This is a genomic window from Parasedimentitalea nitratireducens (assembly GCF_057444295.1).
On sequence record NZ_JBYAXC010000002.1, the window covers coordinates 755,010 to 777,954 of the forward strand.

Here is a 22,945-nt window from a genome sequence, read left to right on the forward strand (position 1 = left end):
AATTTCTGCGTGGGTACCCCAGAAAGTAGACTTTTCAGGTGCGGTCTTGGAACCCATGGTCTCACACAAGTGTTTCAAAGCGTAATGAAATCACTCTACCCCTTCCCAAGTGAAATAAGATTGCGCAGTATCTTCTGGTTACTCAAACACAATGGACTAAGCGGAGGATTGCTATGGGTTGGATGGCTGACGAGGCAGGGCTGGAGAAGACTGCGGCAAACCATGTGGCGCTTACGCCGCTGTCACATCTTCGGCGCGCGGCAACTGTATTCAAGGATCATCTTGCTGTCAGCTATGGCCCCCATCGCAAAACCTATGGGGAATACTACCAACGGTGCAGCCAGCTGGCCTCGGGGCTTGTGCAGATGGGCGTGAAATCCGGCGATGTTGTTGCGACACTCATCCCAAACCTGCCTGCCCAAGCCGAAGCCCATTTTGGTGTGCCCGCCTGTGGTGCGGTGCTGAATACTATCAACACGCGGCTTGATGTCTCAACAGTGGCTTATATTTTTGACCATGGCGGCGCCAAGGTGGTGTTGGTCGATCCCCAGTTCATCGCGCTCGCCGAATCCGCAATAGCAGAGATGCAAGGCCCGGCCCCGACCCTAATCGAGGTTGCCGATGAGCATGCCGGTTGGCCTGCCAGCGGCCGGTACAAGAGTTATGAGGACCTCCTCAGCGGAGGCGAACCGGATTTTGACTGGATCACGCCCGACGACGAATGGGAGAGCTTGGCACTCAACTACACCTCGGGCACTACAGGCCGTCCCAAGGGGGTCGTCTATCATCACCGTGGTGCTTATCTCATGACCATGGGGACAGTGGTGTCGTGGCGCATGGTGCTGCATCCGGTTTATCTGACCATTGTTCCACTGTTTCACTGTAATGGCTGGAACCACACCTGGATGATGCCGCTGATTGGTGGAACATTGGTATGCTGCCGAGATGTCACCGCGCAGGCCGTTTACAACGCCATCCATGACGAAGGCGTCACTCATTTCGGCGGGGCCCCCATTGTGTTGAACATGATCGTCAACGCAGCTGACGAGGACCGGCGGGACTTTGACCACAAGGTGGAAGTCTTTACCGCAGGTGCGCCCCCTGCCCCAGCCACATTGGCCAAGATCGAGGATCTGGGGTTCAACGTCACGCAAGTTTATGGGCTGACTGAAACCTATGGTCACATCACCGAATGCTACTGGAAAGGTGGTGACTGGGATGAACTGGAAAAATCTGGCGTAGCCGCCATCAAAGCACGGCAAGGCGTTGCCATGCCAATGATGGAACACGTGGTGGTGCGCGATAGTAATCACACTCCGGTGCCAATGGATGGTGTTAGCCAGGGCGAGATTGCCATTCGTGGCAATTCGGTCATGAAAGGATACCTGAAGAACCCAGAGGCAACGGCAGAAGCCTTTGCTGGAGGGTATTTCAATTCCGGCGACATTGCGGTGCAGCACCCCGACAGCTATGTGCAGATCGCTGACCGGGCCAAAGACATCATTATCTCGGGCGGAGAGAACATATCTTCTGTCGAAGTTGAAGGCGTTTTGATGGAGCACCCAGACGTTAACCTGGCTGCGGTGGTAGCAAAACCGGACGACAAATGGGGCGAAGTCCCCTGTGCTTTTGTTGAACTAAAGCCTGGAGCAGACATAAACGAACGTGGGCTGATTGCCTTTAGCCGTCAAACACTGGCCGGGTTCAAGGCTCCAAAACACATCGTTTTCCAAGAACTCCCCAAAACCTCGACCGGGAAAATCCAAAAGTTCGAGCTGCGCAAGCTTGCCAAGGATATCTAGGCGTGGGCGCAAAGGCATTTGCCGGCCTTGCTTTGCCGTGTTAGCGTCAACCAAGATTGAGGAAATGGCACGAACGGGCATATGACGGCACTGAAAGAATACCAACGGCTTGAGGCTGCGGGATTGTGGCGTGCGAAGCCCGAAGATCAACGCCGTGATGTGGTTGTCTCCATTGGCGATGCCACGTTGACCATTTCTAACATGCAAGATCAGCCATTAGCACATTGGTCGCTGGCCGCATTGGAACGCCTAAACCCTGGACAATTCCCCGCAATTTTCCACCCGGATGGGGATCCGGGTGAAACACTAGAGCTGGACCAGGATGAAACCGCGATGCTCGACGCCATCGACAAGCTTCGCAACGCAATTGAAGGTGCACGTGCCCATCCGGGACGATTGCGCACCGTCAGTGTCCTTGGCGGTCTGGGATTGGTCGCCGCATTGCTGGTTGTCTGGCTACCAGGCGCAATGATGCGTCATACGGTTAGCGTTGTTCCCGAAATCAAACGCAAGGCCATTGGCCAAGCCTTACTGGGACGCATCGAAAGAGTGTCCGGACAGGCGTGCTCAACCCAGGAATCAGCCCCAATCCTTGCCCGCTTAGCCGAGCGGACCGGCGCACGGCAGATCGTCATCTTGCGCGAAGGTGTGGCTCCAAGTCTTCACTTACCCGGCGGCATCATTTTGCTGAGCAGTTCGCTGATCGAAGATCACGAAGATCCCGCGGTCGCGGCCGGTGCCGTTTTGGTGGAACGTGCCAGAGCCGAGGCCAGTGACTCTTTGGAAGAAGTTCTAAATGCTGGTGGAATGCTGTCGACGTTCCGGCTCCTTACAACTGGGAAGCTGGACCGCAACAATCTTGATCAATACGCAGAATCAGTGGTGAACACCCCACGCCCGGACGTTCCTGAAGACAAAATCCTGGCTATATTTGCCCAAGCAGCAATCCCCACTACCCCGTACGCCTATTCGCAAGACGTCTCCGGAGAAAAGGTGTTGGGCTTGATCGAAGCCGACCCCATGGCGGGGCGCAGTCTGGAACCTGTTTTAAACGATCGCGATTGGGTTCAACTGCAAAATATTTGCGGCACTTAGCGCGGCACTCTTTGCAAATCAGCTGGGCTTTGGGACCAATGGCTCAGCCAACACATCCCCCCCTGCACTATTTGTGCGCAGAGAATTGTGCATGAACTACTTGCTAAGTCGCGCACCTGAAAAACCTGCATCCCGCACCTGGACCAGCGCAGTCTGCGCTGCAGAATCTGCATTATACGGTCCGGCTAGGACAACCTTATAAACTTGGCCCCTACGTGTGACACTGCCAAGCCTTACCGGAAGCCCTTGGGCAGCGAGCCCCTGTGCTGCGGCCTGCGCAACGGTGGGATCAGCATAGGTGCCCGCGCGGACATAGCGGCGCGTGGAAACCGCAGCACTGGGCTGTGGGGCATCCGGTGCAGATCGTGTTGAAAGGCGCAGGACCAGCCCCTCGTCTGCTTCTGCCGGGCCTTGTGCCACTTCCGAAGGCAAAGTGACAACGGGCCGATCAACAGGCAGTGGCACCAATTCACGAGGCACAGTACGCGTCCAGATCAAATCTGTCTGCGCATCACCTTGGGCTGTTCGCAACGCACGCTGGGTATTCAGACGATTATCGTCCCGTGTAGCCAGTACATAGCCCGCTGGCACCTCTACGCGACCTGTAATCACCGCAGGTTTCAAAGTTCGCTCGGCACGTTGAAGGTTCAGGCGGTCATCGGTCCAGACCGTGCGATACCCCGCAGGTGCTGATAGCCCCTGACTATGGCGTCGATCCTGATAAACATGAGTGGGCACAACCCGCGTATTGGGTGTCAGGCGCAACGAGGATTGTGGGCTAATTCCAGACCCATTGCCGTAGGTCACTGGCGACACGGCTTGTGGACCACAGCGCGCGCCGTCGTTCATATACTGTCGACTAATCTCGGACACACCGGCACAGTCGTCCGAAACTGCTGGCGCGGGAGCTCGGGGGACCGGAGCCGTTGCGACAGGATGCTGGGCCGGTTTTGGAGGCGTTGGTGTGACCTTAATAGGAACCGCAGCCGGAGCGGCGCTGGTTTGGGTTGAAGTTGTCGAAGGTCGCTGAGGTTTGGTTGGTGCTGGCGTTGCAGGTGGCGTAGAGCTGGCCACCGAAGCGGCCGGTTTTGCCGGAGTTGGTGTTGTTGCAGCAGGCTGTTGCGCGGTGGGGATGGTGATCAGCTCGGGTGCAGCACTTTGGCTTGGGGCACTGGTCGCACCTGCGACAGCAGTTGGCTTATAGCCACATAGCTGTTTGCGAGACCGGCTCACACGTGGAACCCAGTTTACATTGCCGTCTACCCCAGCGCGGATATAAACACAGCCCTTGCTGTCGACGTATTGTTTACCCGTATAAGAGGCAGGCGGATATTCCGCCGGTGGCTTTGACTGGGCCTGCGCCCCAGGTACGCCAATCGCCCCTACGACTATGCTCATGGCAATAACTCTAGTGATTTTCATATCTGCGCCCCACAAAATATGGATTGAAGATGCCTGAAAATCGAATCAGTGGCAAGCACGGTTTGTGGACAATAATGTGGCAATCACGCAAATAGTTGCGCAATCGCCCCATAATTTTTCAACCAGAAGACCAGGTTTCTATTGGGTTCCGAACATACGGTCGCCAGCGTCCCCCAAACCTGGCATAATATAGCCTTTTTCGTTCAACTCACGGTCCAGAGAAGCGGTCACAATTGGGACATCCGGATGAGCTTCTTTCATCCGGGCAACGCCTTCGGGAGCAGCCAGCAAACACAGGAAGCGGATGTTGGTCGCCCCTGCTTCTTTCAGCAGATCAATGGCCGCGGCTGAACTGTTTCCAGTCGCCAACATCGGATCCACTGCGATAACCAAACGATCTTCCAGCCCTTTGGGCACCTTAAAATAATATTGAACCGGCTGCAGCGTTTCCTCGTCACGATAAAGACCGACAAAACCAACACGGGCGGAGGGGATCAGCTCAAGCACACCGTCCAGCATCCCGTTACCTGCACGCAGGATCGATACCAACGCCAGCTTCTTACCGGCAAGGATCGGTGCCTCCATATCCTCCATCGGGGTCTCGATGGTGGTGGTGGTCAGCGGCATCTCACGGGTGATCTCGTAGGCCAGTAGCTGCGTGATCTCGTGCAGCAAGCGCCGAAAACCAGCGGTCGAGGTGCCTTTGTCCCGCATCAGGGTCAATTTGTGTTGCACCAGTGGGTGGTCAACAACGGTCAGATGTTCACTCATTTAGCTCTCCAGTCTTTTCTTCACCCGGTCTCGGGTGGTGTCGTCACAAAATGCCGCCGACAGCGCAGTTTCATTTATTGCTGCAAAGTCATCAGCGCCCCAGCCAAAGGCCTGGTTCAGCATCTCATACTCGCGGCGCATGGTTGTGTGGAAAAACGGCGGATCGTCAGTTGAAACGGTGACAGGAACGCCTACATTGCGCAGCTTGGCAATTGGATGCGAGGCAAAATTGGGGAACAGTCCCAATACCACGTTAGAGCCTGGGCAAACCTCGAGCACTGTGCCGCGATCTACTAGCTCGTGCACCAGGTCGGCATCTTCAATGCAACGCACACCGTGGCCAATTCGTTCAACGCCCAGAACACGCACCGCGTCACGAACACTTTCGGGGCCACCAAATTCACCGGCGTGCGTGGTCAAACGCAAGCCTGCCTCGCGCGCGCAATCAAAACTCCAGGCAAAATCGCCCTGCGTATACATGCCCTCGTTGCCCCCCATGCCGAAGCCAACAACCCAGTCGCCCGCAGTATGCGATGCGCAACGTGCGGCTTTTTTGGCAGTCTCAGCGCCAAAATGGCGCACACAAGTCACGACCCCTCGCAATGTGATGCCAAACTTGGTTTCAGCTTCTTCAGCCGCATCTTGGATTGCAGCCAGATAATCCTTCCACGCCACCATATCACCGCCACCGCAGAAATCCGGGCTAATGAAGCTTTCGGTGTAAACCACTCCGTTTGCAGCACTTTCCTCAAGAATAGCGAGGGTCAAACGGCGAAATTCTTCTGGGCCGGTCAGAACCTCACTTGCGGCTTCATATACCGATAGGAAGTGAGCGAAATCGCGGAAGTCATAACTTCCGTCCGGGCGGAAAATTCCGCTCAGATCCATTTTTTTCTCATGCGCCAGCTGACGAATGAATTTCGGAGGGGCAGCGCCCTCGTGATGCAGGTGCAATTCGATTTTCGGCAGATCAGCTACAGTCATAAGAAACTCCTTCCCGGGCCTTCTGACACAACACCCAGATGCTCTGCAACGCTGGCCGCGACGTCGGCAAAGGCGATAGGACCAATCGATCCAGTACCAAGGCCAGCAATCAACACCGGCACCTGTTCACGGGTATGGTCGGTTCCCGGCCAGCTTGGGTCATTGCCGTGATCAGCTGTCAGCAACAACATGTCGCCTTCTTTCAGCATGCTAAGTATTTTTCCAATTTCACCGTCAAACCATTCGAGCGCGCGCGCATATCCAGAAATATCGCGGCGGTGACCGCAAACGCTGTCGAACTCGACAAAGTTGGCAAAGGTCAGGCTGCCATCTTTGGCATCCTGCATCCGCTCAGCCAGATCACTCATCAACTTGGCATCCGCACCTTTTTCAAGGGTATCAATACCCTGCATGGAAAAGATGTCACCGATTTTACCGATTGCGTGAACAGCACCACCGGCGTTTTGCACCCAGTTGGTCAGGATCGGAGCCGGAGGCTTAATGGCAAAATCCCGACGGTTGGTGGTGCGGGTAAACCCATCCTGAGCATTGCCGATAAAGGGGCGCGCAATCACCCTGCCAACCTTCATCTCGTGGAGACGTGGCGCAACCGCCTCACACAAATCAATCAGACGATCCAACCCAAAGCTCTCTTCGTGGGCGGCAATCTGCATCACGCTGTCGGCCGAAGTATAGACAATCGGCTTACCCGTGTTCATGTGCTCTTCGCCAAGTCGTTCAATAATGGCAGTGCCCGGTGCGTGGCAGTCACCCAGAACACCGTCCACACCTGCCGCCTCGGCCACATATTGGCTTAGGTCAGATGGAAAGGACGGCACCGTGTCCGGGAAAAAGCACCAATCCCAGGGCACCGGCAGGCCTGCCAGCTCCCAATGGCCTGATGGCGTATCCTTGCCCCGGCTTATTTCCGCAGCACATCCCCAGCGCCCCTCGGGCTCAGCATCCAGCCCCGGCACAGGCACCGAAGAGGCCAAGCGCATCGCGGCACCCAGCCCCAGACGCTCTAGATTAGGCAAGGCCAGCGGACCACTACGCCCCTCCTCGGCCCGCCCCTCGGCGCAGGCTTGGGCGATGTGCCCCAATGTGTTGGCCCCAAGGTCTGGCAGGTCACCATTGTAGAAACTGTCGGCGTCTGGAGCACCGCCAATGCCGACGGAATCCATCACCACCAAAAACGCGCGCGGCATCAGGAGATCCTTTCGTGAATCAAGTCAGGCACGGGCTGAGCCTTGGACGAAATTGAAATCGCCGAGTGAACCGTGGTTTCAGCCAAATTGGCCGCGTCCTCGCGCGCGGCATGGACAACCGCAATCTGCTGACCTTTTTCAACTTTTTGCCCAAGTTGGACCAACCCCGCCAGTCCAACAGACGGGTTGACTTGATCGCTTTCAACCATCCGCCCCCCACCAAGCCGAACAACTGCCAGCCCCAAAGCCTCGCCATCTATCGCGGTGATGTAACCTGTTTCTTTGGCCTGAACCTCTCGGATCACTGTGGCCTCGGGCAGGAAACGCTGCCAGTTGTCGACAAAACCCAATGGCCCACCAACAGCGGCGATCATGCGCCCAAAGCGTTCAGCCACCTGCCCGCCAGACAACATATCGGAAATGCGGGTCGCCCCATCCTGTTCATCTTTGGCAAGACCGGCATCTGCCAGTAAAACCCCACCCAGAGCTGCCGTAATCTCAGCCAGAGGGCCATGCGCTTTGCCTGTCAGCACCTTCATGACCTCGGCCACTTCCAGCGCGTTGCCCAATGCAGGGGCCAGCGGTTGGTTCATATCTGTGATCACTGCCGTGGTTCGACAGCCAGCGGCATTGGCGGTCTCGCTGAGCGCTTGGGCCAGTGTCCGGGCCTCCTCAACGGTTTTCATAAAAGCGCCTGAGCCCACTTTGACGTCTAGCACCAATCCGTCCGGGCTGGCCGCAAGCTTTTTCGACAGGATCGACGCGGTGATCAGATCGAGGCTTTCAACAGTCGATGTCACATCTCGGATGGCATAGAGCCGTTTGTCAGCAGGAGCAATTTGAGCTGTTGCACTGACAATGGCACAGCCAGCGTCCCGCATGATCTGCTCCAGACGCTCCTGCGGGACCTGTGTCGTCACCCCCGGGATCGCCTCCATTTTGTCCAGAGTTCCACCGGTATGGCCCAGCCCACGCCCCGAAATCATCGGCACATAGGCACCACATTCAGCCAAGGCGGGTGCCAGCAAAAGCGATACGCAGTCGCCGACGCCCCCGGTCGAGTGTTTGTCCAGCACCGGGCCGTCCAGATCCCAAGCCAGCACATCGCCACTGTCTCGCATGGCCAGGGTCAGAGCCCGTCGGCCTTCGGCCCCAAGCCCACGCAAACACACAGCCATGGCAAAAGCACCGGCCTGAGCATCACTGACGCTCTCATCTGCCAAACCTTGGGCGAACCAACGCAATTGTTCTTCGGTTGGCGTTTCGCCTCGACGCAATGTCGCAATAATGGCGCGCGCGTCCATTGGCTTAGCTCCGCTCCATGTGGCCAGCATCGAACTTGCCGGGCAACAGATCACCAATTGTCGTGACCTGCTCTGCGCCATCTGTTGTCGCCAGCGTTACGGTCACGTCCCCTGCCCCAAATTCGGCCAGCTTTTGGCGGCACCCTCCACATGGTGGGATTGGTGATGGGCAATCGGCAATGACAAAGACCTCGGCCAATTTGGTTTCACCTGCAGCAACCATAGCCGCGATAGCCCCGGCCTCGGCACAGGTGCCTTCTGGATAAGCGACGTTTTCGACATTGCAGCCAACATAGGTCTCCCCCGAAGCAGACCGGATCGCCGCGCCCACTTTAAAATTAGAGTAAGGCGCATGGGCGTTTTCACGTACTGCGGTGGCGGCGGTTTTCAGGCTCATGGCGATTCCCCGATTTTTGATCATCTGGTCAGAATGCCGCAGCTTACGGTAACATCAATGGGGATTTAAAGCCCTCAGCCAAAAAACGCCTGTTCTCATGGAAAAACAGCCCGCATAAGCAGGCTGTTTCTTCGTTGCGGATCAACAGTCATTAGCCAACTGCTGTGTTGAATGTCCCTGGCAAAGTCACTTCAAGCAGTTCAACATCATCCGAAGGATCGCTAAGACGGGTCTTCATTCCCGGTGGGATGACAAAGGCATCGCCCTGCTCTAGCGGGTATGACTCTCTCCCTTCTCCTTCAAGAGTGACCGTTCCGCCCATCACAAAGGTAAAGTGGATATCGGTATCATGCGTTGCCCATTGCGGCTCGCCTTCGCCACGGTGAACCACTTGCACCCCAGCCACGCCCTTTGTGTTTTCGGCAATCGAGGTATCGCGGCAGATATAACCCGGCAACCGGAAGGGAACCCAGTCGGCACCTTCGGCCTTGTTGTAAACAAACCGCTGCCCCTGCCACTCCCGGTCAGGGCGCAGATGTGGAGTTGGCAGCGTCATATCGTGATCAATCTCAGTGATATGTTCGGCCGGCACGCCGATCTCGATCACCTGCACATTATCGCTGGCCTCGAGCACCCGATGACGAATTTCAGGAGGCTGGATAAAGCAATCGCCAGCGGTCAGGCGCATCTTCTCGCCCTGATCCTCGTACACCACGTCAACCCAACCGTGGATGCAGAAGATCAACTGAAAACCAACACGGTGGAAATGCACCATATCCGGCACCGGTCCGCCATCTGGAATGCGGATGTGGCTGGCAATGATTGAACCTCCCAGCCGATCTGGAACCAAGTCGCGATAGTGCATCCCGGCACGCCCGATGATCCAGGGCGCCTGATCCTTGAGTCGACGCACCACAAATGAATGCACCGTTTCAGGCATCACCATCGGCGGATGGCGCTCTACGATTTCGATTTTTGTCCCATTTGGCGCGGTCAGTGTCCGCTGCCCATTGGCAAAACCGTCAGGATCTTCGGTCAAAACCCTCAATGTACCCGGCGCTTCTGGGGCCCCTCGTTCAATACGCAGCCGTAACCCGTGACCCGAGAAAACGGCAACACTTGGATCGTCAGCCGGATATATCATATCCATCCGCATCCCCAGAACCTTGGTATAAAAGGGAATATCCTTGCGCAGCTCATCCGTTGGCAAACGCATTTCGGCAATCGTATCAGTCATCCTTCACCCCTAAATATTTCAAACATAAAACAATCAAGTTTGATACTGCAAAGTTTGTGTTCACATTTCAAGAAGCCATCCCATATTGTGGTGCTAAAATCCGCTGTTTCCCAGACGTACAAATTAGTTTAACACTAAACTACATCTTTTGGAGCGCCCTATGTCCGACACTCAGAACCTGCGTCAAGCGGCGCTTCATTATCACGAGCATCCACAGCCCGGTAAGCTTGAGATCCGTGCCACCAAGCCAATGGCCAATGGTCGTGACCTGGCGCGCGCCTACTCTCCCGGTGTTGCCGAGGCTTGCCTTGAGATCAAAGCGGACGCTGCAAACGCTGCCCGCTATACAACGCGTGGCAATCTTGTAGCTGTTGTCACCAACGGATCCGCTGTTCTTGGGCTGGGTAATATTGGCGCGCTGGCCTCAAAACCGGTGATGGAAGGCAAGGCTGTACTGTTCAAGAACTTTGCCGGCATCGACTGCTTTGATATCGAAGTGAATGAAAGCGACCCGGAAAAACTGGCGGATATCGTCTGCGCGCTAGAACCAACCTTTGGCGCCATCAATCTAGAAGACATCAAAGCCCCAGATTGTTTCATCGTTGAAAAACTGTGTCGCGAGCGGATGAACATCCCGGTGTTCCACGACGACCAGCACGGCACTGCCATTGTGGTTGGGGCGGCTGCCAGGAACGCATTGCATGTGGCCGGAAAATCCTTTGAGGACATCAAGATCGTTTCCACAGGTGGTGGCGCTGCGGGCATTGCCTGCCTGAACATGCTGCTGAAACTAGGCGTTAAACGCGAGAACATCTGGCTGTGTGACATTCACGGGTTGGTCTATGAGGGCCGGACCGAGGATATGAACCCGCAAAAAGCTGCGTTTGCCCAAGCATCAGACAAACGCACTCTGGACGATGTCATTGACGATGCCGACCTGTTCCTCGGCCTGTCTGGTCCCAATGTCTTGAAGCCAGAGATGGTTGCCAAGATGGGTGAACGCCCAATCATTTTTGCCCTGGCCAACCCCACGCCAGAAATCATGCCGGACGAAGCGCGCAAAGTGAAACCGGACGCGATCATCGCCACCGGCCGCAGCGACTTCCCGAACCAGGTCAACAACGTCCTGTGCTTTCCGTTCATTTTCCGCGGTGCTCTGGATGTTGGCGCCACCGAAATCAACGACGCCATGCAGATTGCCTGTGTCGAAGGTATTGCCGAACTGGCCCGCGCCACTACATCGGCCGAGGCAGCCGCAGCCTATAAAGGTGAACAGCTGACGTTTGGCGCCGACTACCTGATCCCCAAGCCGTTTGACCCGCGTTTGGTCGCTGTGGTGTCTTCAGCCGTGGCCAAGGCTGCAATGGAAACCGGCACTGCCACCCGACAAATTGATGACATGGATGCCTATCAGCAAAAGCTGAACCAGTCGGTGTTCAAATCTGCCCTCCTCATGCGGCCGGTATTTGACGCGGCCCGCGTGGCGTCACGCCGGATTGTCTTTGCCGAGGGTGAGGACGAGCGGGTATTGCGCGCTGCCCAGGCGATTTTGGAGGAAACCACAGAAACCCCAATCCTGATTGGCCGCCCCGAGGTTATCGACGCACGTTGTGAAAAGCTGGGCCTGGATATCCGCCCCGGCAACGATTTTCAAATCGTCAACCCCGAGAACGATCCACGGTATTACGACTACTGGAACAGCTATCACCGCCTGCTGCAGCGTCAGGGCGTGACCCCTGATATTGCCAAGGCAGTCATGCGCACCAACACCACCGCCATTGGCGGCATCATGGTGCATCGTGGCGAGGCCGACAGCCTGATCTGTGGGACATTTGGCGAGTACCGTTGGCACCTGAACTATGTGAACCAGATGCTGAGCGGCAACAGCTATGAACCCCACGGCGCCCTGTCGATGATGATCCTCGAAGACGGCCCACTGTTCATTGCCGACACCCATGTCCGGATTGAGCCGACACCAGAGCAAATTGCCCAATCTGTAATTGGTGCGGCACGTCACGTGCGCCGTTTTGGCATCGAGCCTAAGATCGCGCTTTGCTCACAATCACAGTTTGGCAACACAAGCTGCGATACCGGTGCCCGCTTGCGCGCGGCAATAGAAATACTGGATGGGAAACAGCGCGATTTTGTCTACGAAGGTGAGATGAACATTGACACCGCGCTGGATGCCGACCTGCGCACGCGGATTTTCCCCAACTCACGTATGGAAGGCGCAGCCAATGTGCTGATTTTTGCCCATGCTGACGCGGCAAGCGGCGTGCGCAACATCCTGAAAATGCGTGCAGATGGTCTTGAGGTTGGTCCAATCCTGATGGGCATGGGCAACCGCGCCCATATTGTCTCCCCATCGATCACCGCCCGCGGCTTGCTGAATATGGCTGCCATCGCTGGTACCCCGGTGACGCATTACGGCTAACAGGCCGGTCTAAAAACTGTGCTCCGCCGACTCTTGGCGGGGTGCAAAGATTCGTTACCCCTTTGCATCGGCAGGTTAGCAGATTTGCAAAACCTCCACTCTGAACTGTAAAACTCTGCGAACCTTAGGTGTTTGCAAAAATTTGCAGCCACTCCCCCAGGCAAACTGCAAATAAATCGCGATAATCTGACGCTGTTTGGCGCTGATCCCTTGCTCGGATGTGCAACTTACTTCTAACTCATTGCAACGTGTTAGGAGGAGCACCCCATGTCATACAAAGAGCTCTATGAAGGCTGGAAAACCGACCCCGAGGGGTTCTGGATGCAGGCTGCCGAATCCATAAGCTGGGACCAGCCTCCAAGCAAAGCCCTGTTTGGCGATGACGCTCCCCACTACGAATGGTTTGCCGATGCCAAGGTGAACACCTGTTACAATGCCGTTGACCGCCACGTCGAGAACGGCCGTGGCGAGCAGACGGCGATTATCTACGATAGCCCGATTACCCAGACCAAACGCGAGATTTCCTATGTTGAGCTGCGCAACCGGGTTGCCAGCCTGGCTGGGGCGTTGCGGGCCAAAGGCGTGGAAAAAGGGGATCGTGTCATCATTTACATGCCGATGATCCCCGAAGCCCTAGAGGCCATGCTAGCCTGCGCCCGAATTGGCGCCATCCACTCGGTGGTGTTTGGCGGCTTTGCTGCCAACGAGCTGGCCATTCGCATTGACGACGCCAAACCCAAGGCGATCATTGCCGCGTCTTGCGGGTTAGAACCAAACCGCGTGGTGCATTACAAGCCCTTGTTGGATGGAGCCATTGATCTGGCCGAGCATAAGCCGGACTTTTGTGTAATTTTTCAGCGCGAGCAAGATGTTGCGCTGCTGGTCGAAGGCCGCGACGTCAACTGGCATGGGTTCCAGTACGGCGTTGAACCTGCCGACTGTGTCCCAGTTGAGGGCAACCACCCGGCCTATATCCTCTATACATCCGGCACCACCGGGCAGCCCAAGGGCGTGATCCGTCATACAGCTGGCCAACTGGTCGCGCTGAACTGGACCATGAAGAGCATCTATAACGTTGATCCCGGCGATGTGTTCTGGGCTGCGTCAGATGTGGGCTGGGTCGTGGGCCACAGCTACATCTGCTATGCGCCATTGATTGCGGGCAACACCACAATTGTGTTCGAGGGCAAACCCATCGGCACCCCAGATGCGGGCACTTTCTGGCGGGTGATCTCCGAACATAAGGTTAAGAGTTTCTTCACCGCGCCAACCGCGTTCCGGGCTGTCAAACGTGAGGATCCAACCGGAGAGTTTGTAAAGAAATACGACCTATCGAACCTGGGCCAGGTCTATTTAGCCGGTGAACGTGCCGATCCGGATACAATCCTTTGGGCCCAAGAACACCTTGGTGTGCCGGTGGTGGATCATTGGTGGCAAACAGAAACCGGCTGGTCGATTGCCGCCAACCCGCTGGGGGTCGAGGAACTGCCCACCAAACTTGGCTCGCCCGCGGTTCCAATGCCCGGTTACGAGGTCGAGATCCTGGATGAAGGCGGCCACCCTGTCGCCAATGGAGAGTTGGGGGCTATTGCAATCAAATTGCCGCTGCCTCCGGGGACCCTCCCGACCCTTTGGAACGCGCCCGAGCGCTTCCAATCCAGCTATCTTAACGCCTTTCCCGGCTACTATGAGACTGGCGATGCCGGGATGAAGGACGACGACGGCTATCTTTATATCATGGCGCGCACCGATGACGTCATCAACGTCGCTGGCCACCGGCTGTCTACCGGTGGCATGGAAGAGGTACTGGCCGGACACCCGGACGTTGCCGAATGTGCCGTGATCGGCGTAACCGACCAGCTCAAAGGTCAAATGCCGGTGGGCTTCCTGTGCCTGAACGCCAATACAACCCGGGACAACGACGAGGTGGTTGCCGAAGTGGTCAAGCTGGTGCGTGAAAAGATCGGCCCGGTCGCTGCATTCAAACTGGCCGTTGTTGTAGATCGCCTGCCAAAGACGCGGTCAGGCAAAATCCTGCGTGGCACCATGGTGAGCATTGCTGATGGTACCGAATACAAGATGCCCGCAACCATTGATGATCCGGCAATCCTGGATGAAATCAAGACAGCGCTCCAAACAATTGGCTACGCAACGTGAAAAAGCGGGCGGCGTCTCAGGCGCCGCCCAAGCCGTTAAGGACGTAACTTTGGTGGCTGAGCAAAGAACCGGACCTCTGTCGTTCGGTTGGGCAGCACTTTCCCAGCCGCGTCATGAAATCGAACTTCAAACCGCGATCTACCTAGTTTGAAGTAACCGACGCAAACCTGACCCATATTCAAGTATTCCTTGCGCACAAATTGTGTTGCCGCATCCAATTCATGCTGTGCACGCGTTCCTGTCGCGGTCAGTTGTGCCTTCTCTTGATCGCCGCAGATCCAGCCATTTCTTATCTCATAACGCGCGTTTGCATTAAAACGGATGACCGGCGCAGTCCCCAGATTGAACTGTGAATCGTTGACTAGAAATCCGTTTGAAATCTCCATTTTCGCGATTGATGTACAGGTTTTGCTCTTTCGGTCGTACTGACCACACTCGTAGGGCTTAGAGGTGGTTTCCCCTAAAACCTGTTCAATCGGTACGAACTCTCCCTGCGCAAAGGTGGCACTGGAAAGAGCAATAAGGAAAAGGCTGAAGAATGCAGTTCTGGTCATATGTCATATCTCAAATGTGAATATTTCGAATAGAGACCTGAAATCGCTCTATTGGCAAGGGAACACTCCGTCACTTTACTCAACAGCCCGGATTCGCTTGCAACTCTCCGACACCAGCCTAACCTGCAGCTCAGGAGATTAGTGATATGACAAGCAACGACATTTGGCGTCTTAGCGCCAGCGAAATTGCCACCCGCACCCGCGCTGGTGATCTGAGCGCAGAGGACAGCATCGCCGCCTCGATCGATCGTATGAATGCGGTTAACCCTGCCCTAAACGCCGTGGTCGAAGACCTAAGCGACGAGGCCTTAGAACGGGCAAGGAACTTGGATAAGGCGCGCTCATCTGGCACGCCTTCTGGACCACTGCACGGCGTACCTGTGACCATTAAGATCAACGTCGACCAAGCAGGACATGCGACATCAAACGGGGTGGCGGCGCTCAAGGATCTGATCGCCTCCGCTGACGCACCCATCGTCGAAAACCTGCAAAAAGCCGGGGCCGTTGTAATCGGGCGCACCAATACGCCTGAGTTCTCGTTTCGCGCGGATACCGACAATCCACTGCATGGCCGCACCCATAACCCCTGGGGGCGACATATCTCCCCCGGTGGCTCCTCCGGAGGAGCTGGGGCCTCGGTCATGGCCGGTATTGGTGCTCTGGCGCATGGGAACGATATTGGCGGAAGTTTACGTTTCCCCGCGGCGGCCAACGGCGCGGTGACTGTAAAGCCGGGGTTAGGACGCGTGCCCGCTTATAACCCCAGTCAATCTGCTGAACGGGGCATGCTGGCGCAATCCATGTCGGTGCAGGGTTTGCTGACCCGTTGCGCTGCAGATCTCCATCTGTCGATGCCAACCATGATCGCGCGTGACCCACGCGATCCGTTTCATGTCCCCCTGCCCTGGCGCGGCGCTCCGATGGAGGGGCCGATCAAGGTTGCCTTTACCAAGAACACCTTTGGGTATGATCTACACCCTGAAGTCGAGGCCGCACTGGACACGGCCCGCGATGCATTGATTGATGCGGGATACGTCGTAGAAGAGGTGGAGCCGCCCAATGTGTTTGATGCAGGCCGCGCCGGCTATCGCGCCCTGATGGGTGAGGTCTGGTCGCTGATGAAGAAAGACGTTGACGCCGCAGGGTCTCAGACCGTGCGAGATATTTTTTCGGTCTATTTTCAGGAATTCCCGCCATTTCTGGAAAATGAACTTTTGCAGATGATGGCCAAGCGGACATTTTATGCGCGCGAATGGTCTTTGTTCCTAGAACAGTACCCGCTGGTGCTGACTCCGTTTTTACCACAGCCGTTTTTCAGACCAAACCGCGACACCGAAGGCGCCGAAGGCGTGCACGAGGTGCTGGGCTGTGCGGTTTATTCCTATGCAATGAACTATATCGGCCTTCCGGCTGCCTGCGTTCCGTCAAGACTGGCCAACTTGCCGCAAGGACCGCAACCAATCAATGTTCAGATTGTCGCGCAGCGCTGGCGCGAAGACCTGGCTGTGGACGCCTGCGCCGCAATCGAAGCACGGGTGGGGCGCATGTGTGATCTGTTGTGGAAGCGGATGGAACACGCAACCTCTTGAGACAAAAGCAGCAAGTTTTGCGGGCACAGCAAAATGCGCGGGCGTGAGTTCAAAGCCTCACGCCCAACGCTTTTCTACCAAACATACTCGTTCACAACAAACCAACCTAGACAAAGAGGTCGGTGCTGCTTCCAGCCAGTTTGAGGTAGGGCTAAAGTGAACCATGTCGCCGATGCTATATTCACGTTTCCGTGAACCTCACTTCTTAGGAAAACTGCTCGGAGATTAGCCGCTCTTCCAACCCGTGGCCGGGGTCGAACAGAATTTTATGCTGCACATTGGTTTCGGTGCTGATCTCCACCCAGTCTATATTAGCAATAGACTTAGAAATAGAGTCCGCATCTGCATTTACAGGGCGTTTTTCGGCATCCAAAACATCGAATCGTACACTGGCATTGCTGGGCAACAATGCGCCACGCCAACGCCGTGGTCGAAAGGCAGCAACCGGTGTCAGAGCAAGCACATCCGAGCCAATAGGGACAATCGGACCATGTGCAGAGTAGTTATACGCAGTTGACCCGGCTGGTGTTGCAACCAGCGCCCCATCACAAACCAACTCGTCCAATCGCTCGCGCCCATCTACTGAAATTTTCAGCTTGGCCGCCTGAGGACCGGCGCGCAGCAAAGACACTTCGTTGATGGCCAGCGCCTGATGCAAAACGCCCTTACGGTCCATCGCACGCATGGAAAGTGGGTTGATGATTTCCTCTTCAGCCGCATGCAACCGCTCGATCAACCCGTTTTCATCGTAGACGTTCATCAGAAAGCCAATTGTTCCGCGGTTCATACCATATACCGGGGCCGGTAAGTCGACGGTGGCATGCAGGGTATGAAGCATGAACCCATCGCCGCCCAAGGCTACGATCACATCAGCTTGATCAGGATCAACGTTGCCGTAACGGGCCGTCAGAACATCAAGCGCATTCTGAGCGACAGGTACCTGACTGGCTAAAAAGGTGATTCTCATATCCACAAAAACAGTTTCCGGTGTTGCGCAATTGGTTCCGAAACAATCACACCTTTCCCCAGATAGCCAGACTTGCCGCTCTGACGCAGGGATTCGTCGCTTTACAGGCTTTCCGACCTGCAAAGTTTCCTATAGGAAATCGCCAAATCCAGTCTAACAAAAACGGTGCCCTCATGTCCCAATCCTCCCGTGACCCCGGTTTTTTCACCCAGTCGCTCGCCGAACGCGACCCTGACATTTTTGCATCGATCACAGACGAGCTGACCCGCCAGCGCGACGAGATTGAACTGATCGCCAGCGAGAACATCGTTTCCGCAGCGGTGATGCAGGCACAGGGCACTGTTCTGACCAACAAATACGCCGAAGGTTACCCAGGTCGCCGCTATTATGGCGGCTGCCAACATGTTGATGTGGTTGAAGATTTGGCCATTGATCGCGCCAAACAGCTGTTTGGCTGTGAATTTGTCAACGTTCAGCCGAACTCTGGCAGCCAAGCCAACCAGGGCACTTTCCAGGCTCTGATCAAGCCCGGCGACACCATCCTTGGCATGGATCTGGCCTCGGGTGGTCACCTGACCCACGGTGCACGCCCCAACCAATCGGGCAAATGGTTCAACGCAGTATCCTATGGCGTGCGTCGTGATGACAACCTGATCGATTATGACCAGGTCGAAGCACAGGCCAAGGAGCACCAGCCCAAGATGATCATCGCTGGTGGTTCCGCTATTCCGCGCCAGATCGACTTTGCTCGTTTCCGCGAGATTGCAGACATGGTTGGCGCCTATCTGCTGGTCGACATGGCACATATCGCAGGTCTGGTTGCTGCGGGTGAGCACCCCTCGCCTTTCCCACACGCCCATGTCGCAACTACCACAACCCACAAAACCCTGCGTGGTCCACGTGGCGGCATGATCCTGACCAACGATGCTGAAATTGCCAAGAAACTGAACTCGGCAATCTTCCCCGGCATCCAGGGCGGCCCACTGATGCACGTCATCGCGGCCAAGGCCGTGGCCTTTGGTGAGGCGTTGCAACCAGAATTCAAAACGTACCAAAAGCAAGTGCGCGCAAATGCCGTGGCCCTTGCTGATCAGCTGATCAAAGGTGGTCTGGACATCGTCACCGGTGGCACCGACACCCACGTCATGCTGGTTGACCTGCGCCCCAAAGGCGTAACCGGCAACATTGCTGACAAGGCCCTGGGCCGCGCGTACATCACCACCAACAAAAACGGCATCCCGTTTGACCCGGAAAAGCCAATGGTCACTTCAGGCCTGCGTCTGGGCACCCCGGCGGGTACCACCCGTGGCTTTGGTGAGGATGAGTTCCGCCAGATCGCCGATCTGATTGTCGAAGTTGTCGACGGTCTGGCCGCCAACGGCGAAGAAGGCAATGCCGAGGTTGAAGCAGGAGTGCGCGCCAAAGTCGCTGATCTCTGCGCCAAGTTCCCGCTGTATCCGAACCTGTAAACGTCGGAATTAAAAACATCGAAACCGCCATGGCCCTTGGCTGCGGCGGTTTTTTCGCGCCCAAATGCTCCCGCGCCCTGGTCCGGCATCAAAGATGCCAGACCAAAGGCCTTGGGCCCAGCAACCCTGCGGGCTGTGTTCTCCGAGTTTCGCAGCCGCGCCGCGCCGCGCCCCAGCGCGGCGCCCGGCCCAACAGTTCTGCCTGTCGTAGACTGGTAAAACTGGCGGGAGCGGCCCCACTCGGTACTGGACCGCAATGCGATCCGCTGGTTAAGTGCCCCTCATGGATAAGAATGAATTAAAAGCCCGCAGCAAATTTCTAAGTTATCTGCTTCGCCACAAGCCAGAAACCCTGCAATTAACAATGGACCAACAGGGGTGGGTTTCCATCGATGAGATCATTGCCAATTCTGAACAGCCCGTGTCGCGCGAACAGATAGAGGAAGTCGTGCAAACCAATGCCAAGCAACGGTTCGCCATTTCCACCGATGGTCAAAAGATCCGCGCCAATCAAGGGCACTCCATTCCGATTGATCTGGGCTTGCCAGCCTGCCGACCGCCGGACGTTTTGTTTCATGGCACCGCTGAGACCAATCTAACAGCCATCCGCACCGAAGGCCTGACCCGGCAATCCCGACACCACGTGCATCTTTCACCCGATCCCGATACAGCCCGCCAGGTTGGTATGCGACACGGCAAACCAGTCGTACTTCTTGTCGAGGCGGCGAAGATGCATGCCCAGGGTCACAGCTTCCTGTTGTCTGAAAATGGTGTCTGGCTTTGCGATCACGTGCCGCCTGCGTTTTTGCGTCAATGACCTCTCAAGCCAATTCCACCCGCCAGCTTGAGCGCCGCCTTGGCGACTGGATGCGGGCCAGATTGCCACGCGCCCTCAGTGAATTTGTCATGTTCACCCTAAAACAGGGGTGGGCTGCGCTATTTGGTATGCTGTTGTTGATCGGCATGATCTTCAGCAGTCAGATCTGGCAGACGGATTGGCCCCTTGCCCGCTATGACGCCCTACTCGCCTACGCCCTGGCATTGCAGGTCTTGTTTCTGACCACAGGCATGGAAAGCTGGCGTGAGGCACGGGTGATCCTGCTGTTCCATATCACGGGTACGGTGATGGAGGTTTTCAAGGTCAATATGGGCAGCTGGGGCTATCCCGGCGATGGCCTGCTAAAGCTTTGGGGTGTTCCGCTTTTCTCGGGGTTCATGTATGCGGCAGTTGGGTCTTACATGGCACGGGTGATCCGATTGTTTGACATGCGATTTGCCCCCTACCCGCCATTCTGGATCACGGTGGTTCTTGCAGTAGCGATCTACGGAAATTTCTTTGCCCACCACTATCTGCCCGACATCCGGCTGGCACTGTTTGCGGCCACGGTCATTCTGTTTGCCCGAACCCGAATCTGGTTTCACATTGGCAACAGCAGCTACTGGATGCCTCTGCCACTGGCGGCGTTCTTTTCCAGCTTTTTTCTGTGGGTCGCCGAGAATGTGGGCACCAGAACCAAGACCTGGATTTATGCTGGTCAAGACAGTCACCAAATGGTCAGCTTTGTCAAAATGGGATCGTGGTATCTGCTGCTATTTGTGAGTTTTGTCACTGTGACCGTGGTGTTGCGAGATGCCCTATCGGTCAAGCCTTTACACGATACCAAGCTGACCAAAGCCCGCGTTTAGTTTCACCTTACGACAGGTTGTCGATTTTCAACACAAAACGCCCGAGACATGTCTCGGGCGTTTTGGTAGAGTTCAATTCAATCAGATCTGGGACTTGGGATCGCTCAGTGCCTCTTCCAGAAGCTTTTCATTGCGTGCCTCCTCGATACGGCTGATACGGTCCGAGCTGGAGCGGTGGTCAAAACGGTACTTCACCACATTGATCAGGCTGATGGTCAGCAACAGCACACCCATGGCCCAATACCCTTTTGTCGCCAATGGCACCTCGGTCGACAACCACAGAGAGATTGCAAGCAATCCATAGGCCAGGGCAACGCCGGCGCCGTTCAGCATGATGATCAGTTTATTATCGCTATTTTCATTATACATTTTCTGTTCCACTTCCTAAAATATGGGCCTCTGATAGCCCGAAACTGTGACTGATTTATGGTTGTGCTAGGGTTACTTTTCGGCCTTAAGGCGATCCAACACACTGGCAGCCGAACTGCCGCTACGCTTGCCAAATCCAGCATCTGCCAGATCTTCGGCGATTGTGGCGTGACCAAGATCACCATCTATCTCTCGCAGAATTTCGCCCTGCTCGAACGGATCATCCTGATCCATCACCCGAGCAATCAAGGCTTCGGCTTCTTCCATTGGGCTGTCTCCTCCCAGATGTTTGTTCAGCTTACGTTGTATATTCTGCTCTCGCTTGGTCGCACGGGCCGACATTGCGCCCTGCTTCAGATCCACGATACGACGGTTTGCAGTTTCTACCGATTGGCGCAGCTGCATGATCCGGCGTTCCAATCGCTTCAATGTCTGGCGGCGTACGGTCAGTTCGTTTTCCATCTCGGCAACGGCCTGGGCGGCGGTTTGGGCCAGGTCTTCGCGGTCACCGTCCAGCGCCTCTTTGGCCCGCGACAGTAGATCCGCGACGCGCGCCTCTAGTGTTTCGATCTGGCGAATTTCAGCACGCTGGCGCTGGATCAAGCTGGCCAATGTCAGCTTGGCAGCTTTCAGGCTCCCCTCTGACTCTCGGATTTTCTGATCAATCAATTCAATCGAGAATGTATCACGCAACTGCTCTTCGGCGCGGGCATTTGCACCAACAAATAAAGTTCTCAAAGTACCAAACATTTCGCCCTCCAATTCAGTGAACATCGTTCATGAAAATAGCTATAGCGAATCCTTGAACGGCGTTCAAGTGCAAAAATGAACGGCGTTCAAATTTTATTCTGGCCTATCTGATTCAGCAGCTGAGCAATCATCACTTCAACCTGCGCAAGCGGTACAGCCGAGATCCGTTGCTCAAGCCCCAACAGCACGATCCCATGCACCGAAGAGAACAGCGCCCGCACCATCAAGTCCAATTCCTTGTGGCTGTGATCTGGGAACAGTTCAGAAACCGGACGTGCAATGTGGGAAAACAGAGCTTTCAACGCCTGTAAATACCAGTCTGGCACCTGATCATCTGCGCGCATCTGCAAATCAAACAACGCCCGCCACAGGTTGGTGTTCTCCGAAGCAAAGCCCAGGTAGGCGTTGCTCATCAATATCAGACGGTGGTTCGCAGGCGCCTTCCCTGCCCCATCAACCGAACTGGCAACCACCTGCCCCAGTTTTTTGAACGTCCGCCCGTTCACCGCCATGATCAACGCATTGAGATCGTCATAGGCGGTGTAAATTGCGCCCACTGCGCAGCCAGCATCTTTGGCAAGATCACGGGCCCGCAATGCAGCCGCGCCATCGCGATCTATTCTTTGTTCGGCGGCTTCTACCAGTTTTTCACGCAGATCTGCTCGGCGCTGCTGGGCTTTGGTGGTCATGTCTTCCCCATGTCTTGAACTTGGTTCAAGTTAACTTTGCCAGTCGCAGAAGAAAAGATAG

General features: G+C 55.8%; 20 protein-coding genes. 8 read left to right on the forward strand and 12 right to left on the reverse strand.

The features are described 5' to 3' along the window. Positions 1-173 precede the first annotated feature (173 nt). Together AC2T28_RS09385 and AC2T28_RS09390 are read left to right on the forward strand one after the other, a co-directional pair. The gene (locus AC2T28_RS09385; RefSeq protein WP_486748711.1) at positions 174-1,802 is read left to right on the forward strand and encodes an AMP-binding protein; all 1,629 of its coding nucleotides are present in this window, start codon (positions 174-176) and stop codon (positions 1,800-1,802) included. 81 nt (positions 1,803-1,883) lie between these two features. After that, positions 1,884-2,897, forward strand: coding sequence for a hypothetical protein (locus AC2T28_RS09390; RefSeq protein WP_486748712.1), 1,014 nt, complete (start codon positions 1,884-1,886; stop codon positions 2,895-2,897). A 96-nt stretch (positions 2,898-2,993) separates the two neighbouring features. On the opposite strand, the gene AC2T28_RS09395 is transcribed toward AC2T28_RS09390, so the two are convergent. The 7 genes from AC2T28_RS09395 to AC2T28_RS09425 form a co-directional block, all read right to left on the reverse strand. Then, positions 2,994-4,319, reverse strand: a complete 1,326-nt coding sequence (locus AC2T28_RS09395; protein WP_486748713.1) for an SPOR domain-containing protein — start codon at positions 4,317-4,319, stop codon at positions 2,994-2,996. 138 nt (positions 4,320-4,457) lie between these two features. Then, a complete protein-coding gene (gene upp, locus AC2T28_RS09400; protein WP_486748714.1) occupies positions 4,458-5,090 on the reverse strand; it encodes a uracil phosphoribosyltransferase in 633 nt (210 codons plus the stop codon). Then, entirely contained in the window at positions 5,091-6,074 is a 984-nt protein-coding gene (locus AC2T28_RS09405) for an adenosine deaminase (protein ID WP_486748715.1), read from the reverse strand. It abuts the gene before it with no gap. Beyond that, positions 6,071-7,282: a phosphopentomutase gene (locus tag AC2T28_RS09410; RefSeq protein WP_486748716.1), complete on the reverse strand. Its 1,212-nt coding sequence runs from the start codon at positions 7,280-7,282 to the stop codon at positions 6,071-6,073. Before AC2T28_RS09410 ends, AC2T28_RS09405 begins: the two co-directional genes overlap by 4 nt. Then, complete coding sequence (locus AC2T28_RS09415; protein ID WP_486748717.1) at positions 7,282-8,586, reverse strand: thymidine phosphorylase; 1,305 nt, start codon at positions 8,584-8,586, stop codon at positions 7,282-7,284. Before AC2T28_RS09415 ends, AC2T28_RS09410 begins: the two co-directional genes overlap by 1 nt. Before the next feature lie 4 nt (positions 8,587-8,590). Continuing rightward, the gene (locus AC2T28_RS09420; RefSeq protein ID WP_486748718.1) at positions 8,591-9,007 is read right to left on the reverse strand and encodes a cytidine deaminase; all 417 of its coding nucleotides are present in this window, start codon (positions 9,005-9,007) and stop codon (positions 8,591-8,593) included. A gap of 127 nt (positions 9,008-9,134) precedes the next feature. Then, the gene (locus tag AC2T28_RS09425) at positions 9,135-10,220 is read right to left on the reverse strand and encodes a cupin domain-containing protein (RefSeq protein WP_486748719.1); all 1,086 of its coding nucleotides are present in this window, start codon (positions 10,218-10,220) and stop codon (positions 9,135-9,137) included. Positions 10,221-10,380: 160 nt separating this feature from the next. Between AC2T28_RS09425 and AC2T28_RS09430 the strand changes: the two genes are divergently transcribed. Together AC2T28_RS09430 and prpE are read left to right on the forward strand one after the other, a co-directional pair. Then, positions 10,381-12,654: an NADP-dependent malic enzyme gene (locus tag AC2T28_RS09430; protein WP_486748720.1), complete on the forward strand. Its 2,274-nt coding sequence runs from the start codon at positions 10,381-10,383 to the stop codon at positions 12,652-12,654. A gap of 267 nt (positions 12,655-12,921) precedes the next feature. Continuing rightward, positions 12,922-14,811 carry a propionate-CoA ligase PrpE gene (gene prpE / locus AC2T28_RS09435; protein ID WP_486748721.1) on the forward strand — a complete coding sequence of 630 codons (1,890 nt, stop codon included), beginning with the start codon at positions 12,922-12,924 and terminating at the stop codon, positions 14,809-14,811. 35 nt (positions 14,812-14,846) lie between these two features. Here prpE and AC2T28_RS09440 read toward each other — a convergent pair whose 3' ends face one another. Beyond that, positions 14,847-15,365: a hypothetical protein gene (locus AC2T28_RS09440; RefSeq protein WP_486748722.1), complete on the reverse strand. Its 519-nt coding sequence runs from the start codon at positions 15,363-15,365 to the stop codon at positions 14,847-14,849. Between the two features lie 146 nt (positions 15,366-15,511). Between AC2T28_RS09440 and AC2T28_RS09445 the strand changes: the two genes are divergently transcribed. Further along, positions 15,512-16,954, forward strand: a complete 1,443-nt coding sequence (locus AC2T28_RS09445) for an amidase family protein (RefSeq protein WP_486748723.1) — start codon at positions 15,512-15,514, stop codon at positions 16,952-16,954. A gap of 205 nt (positions 16,955-17,159) precedes the next feature. Here the strand turns inward: AC2T28_RS09445 and AC2T28_RS09450 are convergent, their stop codons facing one another. Continuing rightward, on the reverse strand, positions 17,160-17,921 hold the full coding sequence (locus tag AC2T28_RS09450) for an NAD kinase (RefSeq protein WP_486748724.1): 762 nt from the start codon (positions 17,919-17,921) through the stop codon (positions 17,160-17,162). A 173-nt stretch (positions 17,922-18,094) separates the two neighbouring features. On the opposite strand from AC2T28_RS09450, the gene glyA reads away from it, so the two are divergent. The 3 genes from glyA (at position 18,095) to AC2T28_RS09465 (ending at position 21,076) form a co-directional block, all read left to right on the forward strand. Next, positions 18,095-19,390, forward strand: coding sequence for a serine hydroxymethyltransferase (gene glyA / locus AC2T28_RS09455; protein WP_486748725.1), 1,296 nt, complete (start codon positions 18,095-18,097; stop codon positions 19,388-19,390). A gap of 283 nt (positions 19,391-19,673) precedes the next feature. Beyond that, a complete protein-coding gene (locus AC2T28_RS09460) occupies positions 19,674-20,207 on the forward strand; it encodes an RNA 2'-phosphotransferase (protein ID WP_486748726.1) in 534 nt (177 codons plus the stop codon). Continuing rightward, complete coding sequence (locus AC2T28_RS09465; RefSeq protein ID WP_486748727.1) at positions 20,204-21,076, forward strand: DUF817 domain-containing protein; 873 nt, start codon at positions 20,204-20,206, stop codon at positions 21,074-21,076. Before AC2T28_RS09460 ends, AC2T28_RS09465 begins: the two co-directional genes overlap by 4 nt. A gap of 81 nt (positions 21,077-21,157) precedes the next feature. Here AC2T28_RS09465 and AC2T28_RS09470 read toward each other — a convergent pair whose 3' ends face one another. The 3 genes from AC2T28_RS09470 to AC2T28_RS09480 form a co-directional block, all read right to left on the reverse strand. Continuing rightward, on the reverse strand, positions 21,158-21,445 hold the full coding sequence (locus AC2T28_RS09470) for a YiaA/YiaB family inner membrane protein (protein ID WP_486748728.1): 288 nt from the start codon (positions 21,443-21,445) through the stop codon (positions 21,158-21,160). Positions 21,446-21,517: 72 nt separating this feature from the next. After that, positions 21,518-22,195, reverse strand: a complete 678-nt coding sequence (locus AC2T28_RS09475; protein WP_486748729.1) for a PspA/IM30 family protein — start codon at positions 22,193-22,195, stop codon at positions 21,518-21,520. An 86-nt stretch (positions 22,196-22,281) separates the two neighbouring features. Then, positions 22,282-22,884, reverse strand: coding sequence for a TetR/AcrR family transcriptional regulator (locus AC2T28_RS09480; protein WP_486748730.1), 603 nt, complete (start codon positions 22,882-22,884; stop codon positions 22,282-22,284). Positions 22,885-22,945: the final 61 nt, after the last annotated feature.

Excerpts from the sequence above, each read along its gene's own strand:
- AC2T28_RS09385 (WP_486748711.1), top strand. The coding sequence starts at position 174 with ATGGGTTGGATGGCTGACGAGGCAGGGCTGGAGAAGACTGCGGCAAAC.
- AC2T28_RS09390 (WP_486748712.1), top strand. The coding sequence starts at position 1,884 with ATGACGGCACTGAAAGAATACCAACGGCTTGAGGCTGCGGGATTGTGG.
- AC2T28_RS09395 (WP_486748713.1), bottom strand. The coding sequence starts at position 4,319 with ATGAAAATCACTAGAGTTATTGCCATGAGCATAGTCGTAGGGGCGATT.
- upp (WP_486748714.1), bottom strand. The coding sequence starts at position 5,090 with ATGAGTGAACATCTGACCGTTGTTGACCACCCACTGGTGCAACACAAA.
- AC2T28_RS09405 (WP_486748715.1), bottom strand. The coding sequence starts at position 6,074 with ATGACTGTAGCTGATCTGCCGAAAATCGAATTGCACCTGCATCACGAG.
- AC2T28_RS09410 (WP_486748716.1), bottom strand. The coding sequence starts at position 7,282 with ATGCCGCGCGCGTTTTTGGTGGTGATGGATTCCGTCGGCATTGGCGGT.
- AC2T28_RS09415 (WP_486748717.1), bottom strand. The coding sequence starts at position 8,586 with ATGGACGCGCGCGCCATTATTGCGACATTGCGTCGAGGCGAAACGCCA.
- AC2T28_RS09420 (WP_486748718.1), bottom strand. The coding sequence starts at position 9,007 with ATGATCAAAAATCGGGGAATCGCCATGAGCCTGAAAACCGCCGCCACC.
- AC2T28_RS09425 (WP_486748719.1), bottom strand. The coding sequence starts at position 10,220 with ATGACTGATACGATTGCCGAAATGCGTTTGCCAACGGATGAGCTGCGC.
- AC2T28_RS09430 (WP_486748720.1), top strand. The coding sequence starts at position 10,381 with ATGTCCGACACTCAGAACCTGCGTCAAGCGGCGCTTCATTATCACGAG.
- prpE (WP_486748721.1), top strand. The coding sequence starts at position 12,922 with ATGTCATACAAAGAGCTCTATGAAGGCTGGAAAACCGACCCCGAGGGG.
- AC2T28_RS09440 (WP_486748722.1), bottom strand. The coding sequence starts at position 15,365 with ATGACCAGAACTGCATTCTTCAGCCTTTTCCTTATTGCTCTTTCCAGT.
- AC2T28_RS09445 (WP_486748723.1), top strand. The coding sequence starts at position 15,512 with ATGACAAGCAACGACATTTGGCGTCTTAGCGCCAGCGAAATTGCCACC.
- AC2T28_RS09450 (WP_486748724.1), bottom strand. The coding sequence starts at position 17,921 with ATGAGAATCACCTTTTTAGCCAGTCAGGTACCTGTCGCTCAGAATGCG.
- glyA (WP_486748725.1), top strand. The coding sequence starts at position 18,095 with ATGTCCCAATCCTCCCGTGACCCCGGTTTTTTCACCCAGTCGCTCGCC.
- AC2T28_RS09460 (WP_486748726.1), top strand. The coding sequence starts at position 19,674 with ATGGATAAGAATGAATTAAAAGCCCGCAGCAAATTTCTAAGTTATCTG.
- AC2T28_RS09465 (WP_486748727.1), top strand. The coding sequence starts at position 20,204 with ATGACCTCTCAAGCCAATTCCACCCGCCAGCTTGAGCGCCGCCTTGGC.
- AC2T28_RS09470 (WP_486748728.1), bottom strand. The coding sequence starts at position 21,445 with ATGTATAATGAAAATAGCGATAATAAACTGATCATCATGCTGAACGGC.
- AC2T28_RS09475 (WP_486748729.1), bottom strand. The coding sequence starts at position 22,195 with ATGTTTGGTACTTTGAGAACTTTATTTGTTGGTGCAAATGCCCGCGCC.
- AC2T28_RS09480 (WP_486748730.1), bottom strand. The coding sequence starts at position 22,884 with ATGACCACCAAAGCCCAGCAGCGCCGAGCAGATCTGCGTGAAAAACTG.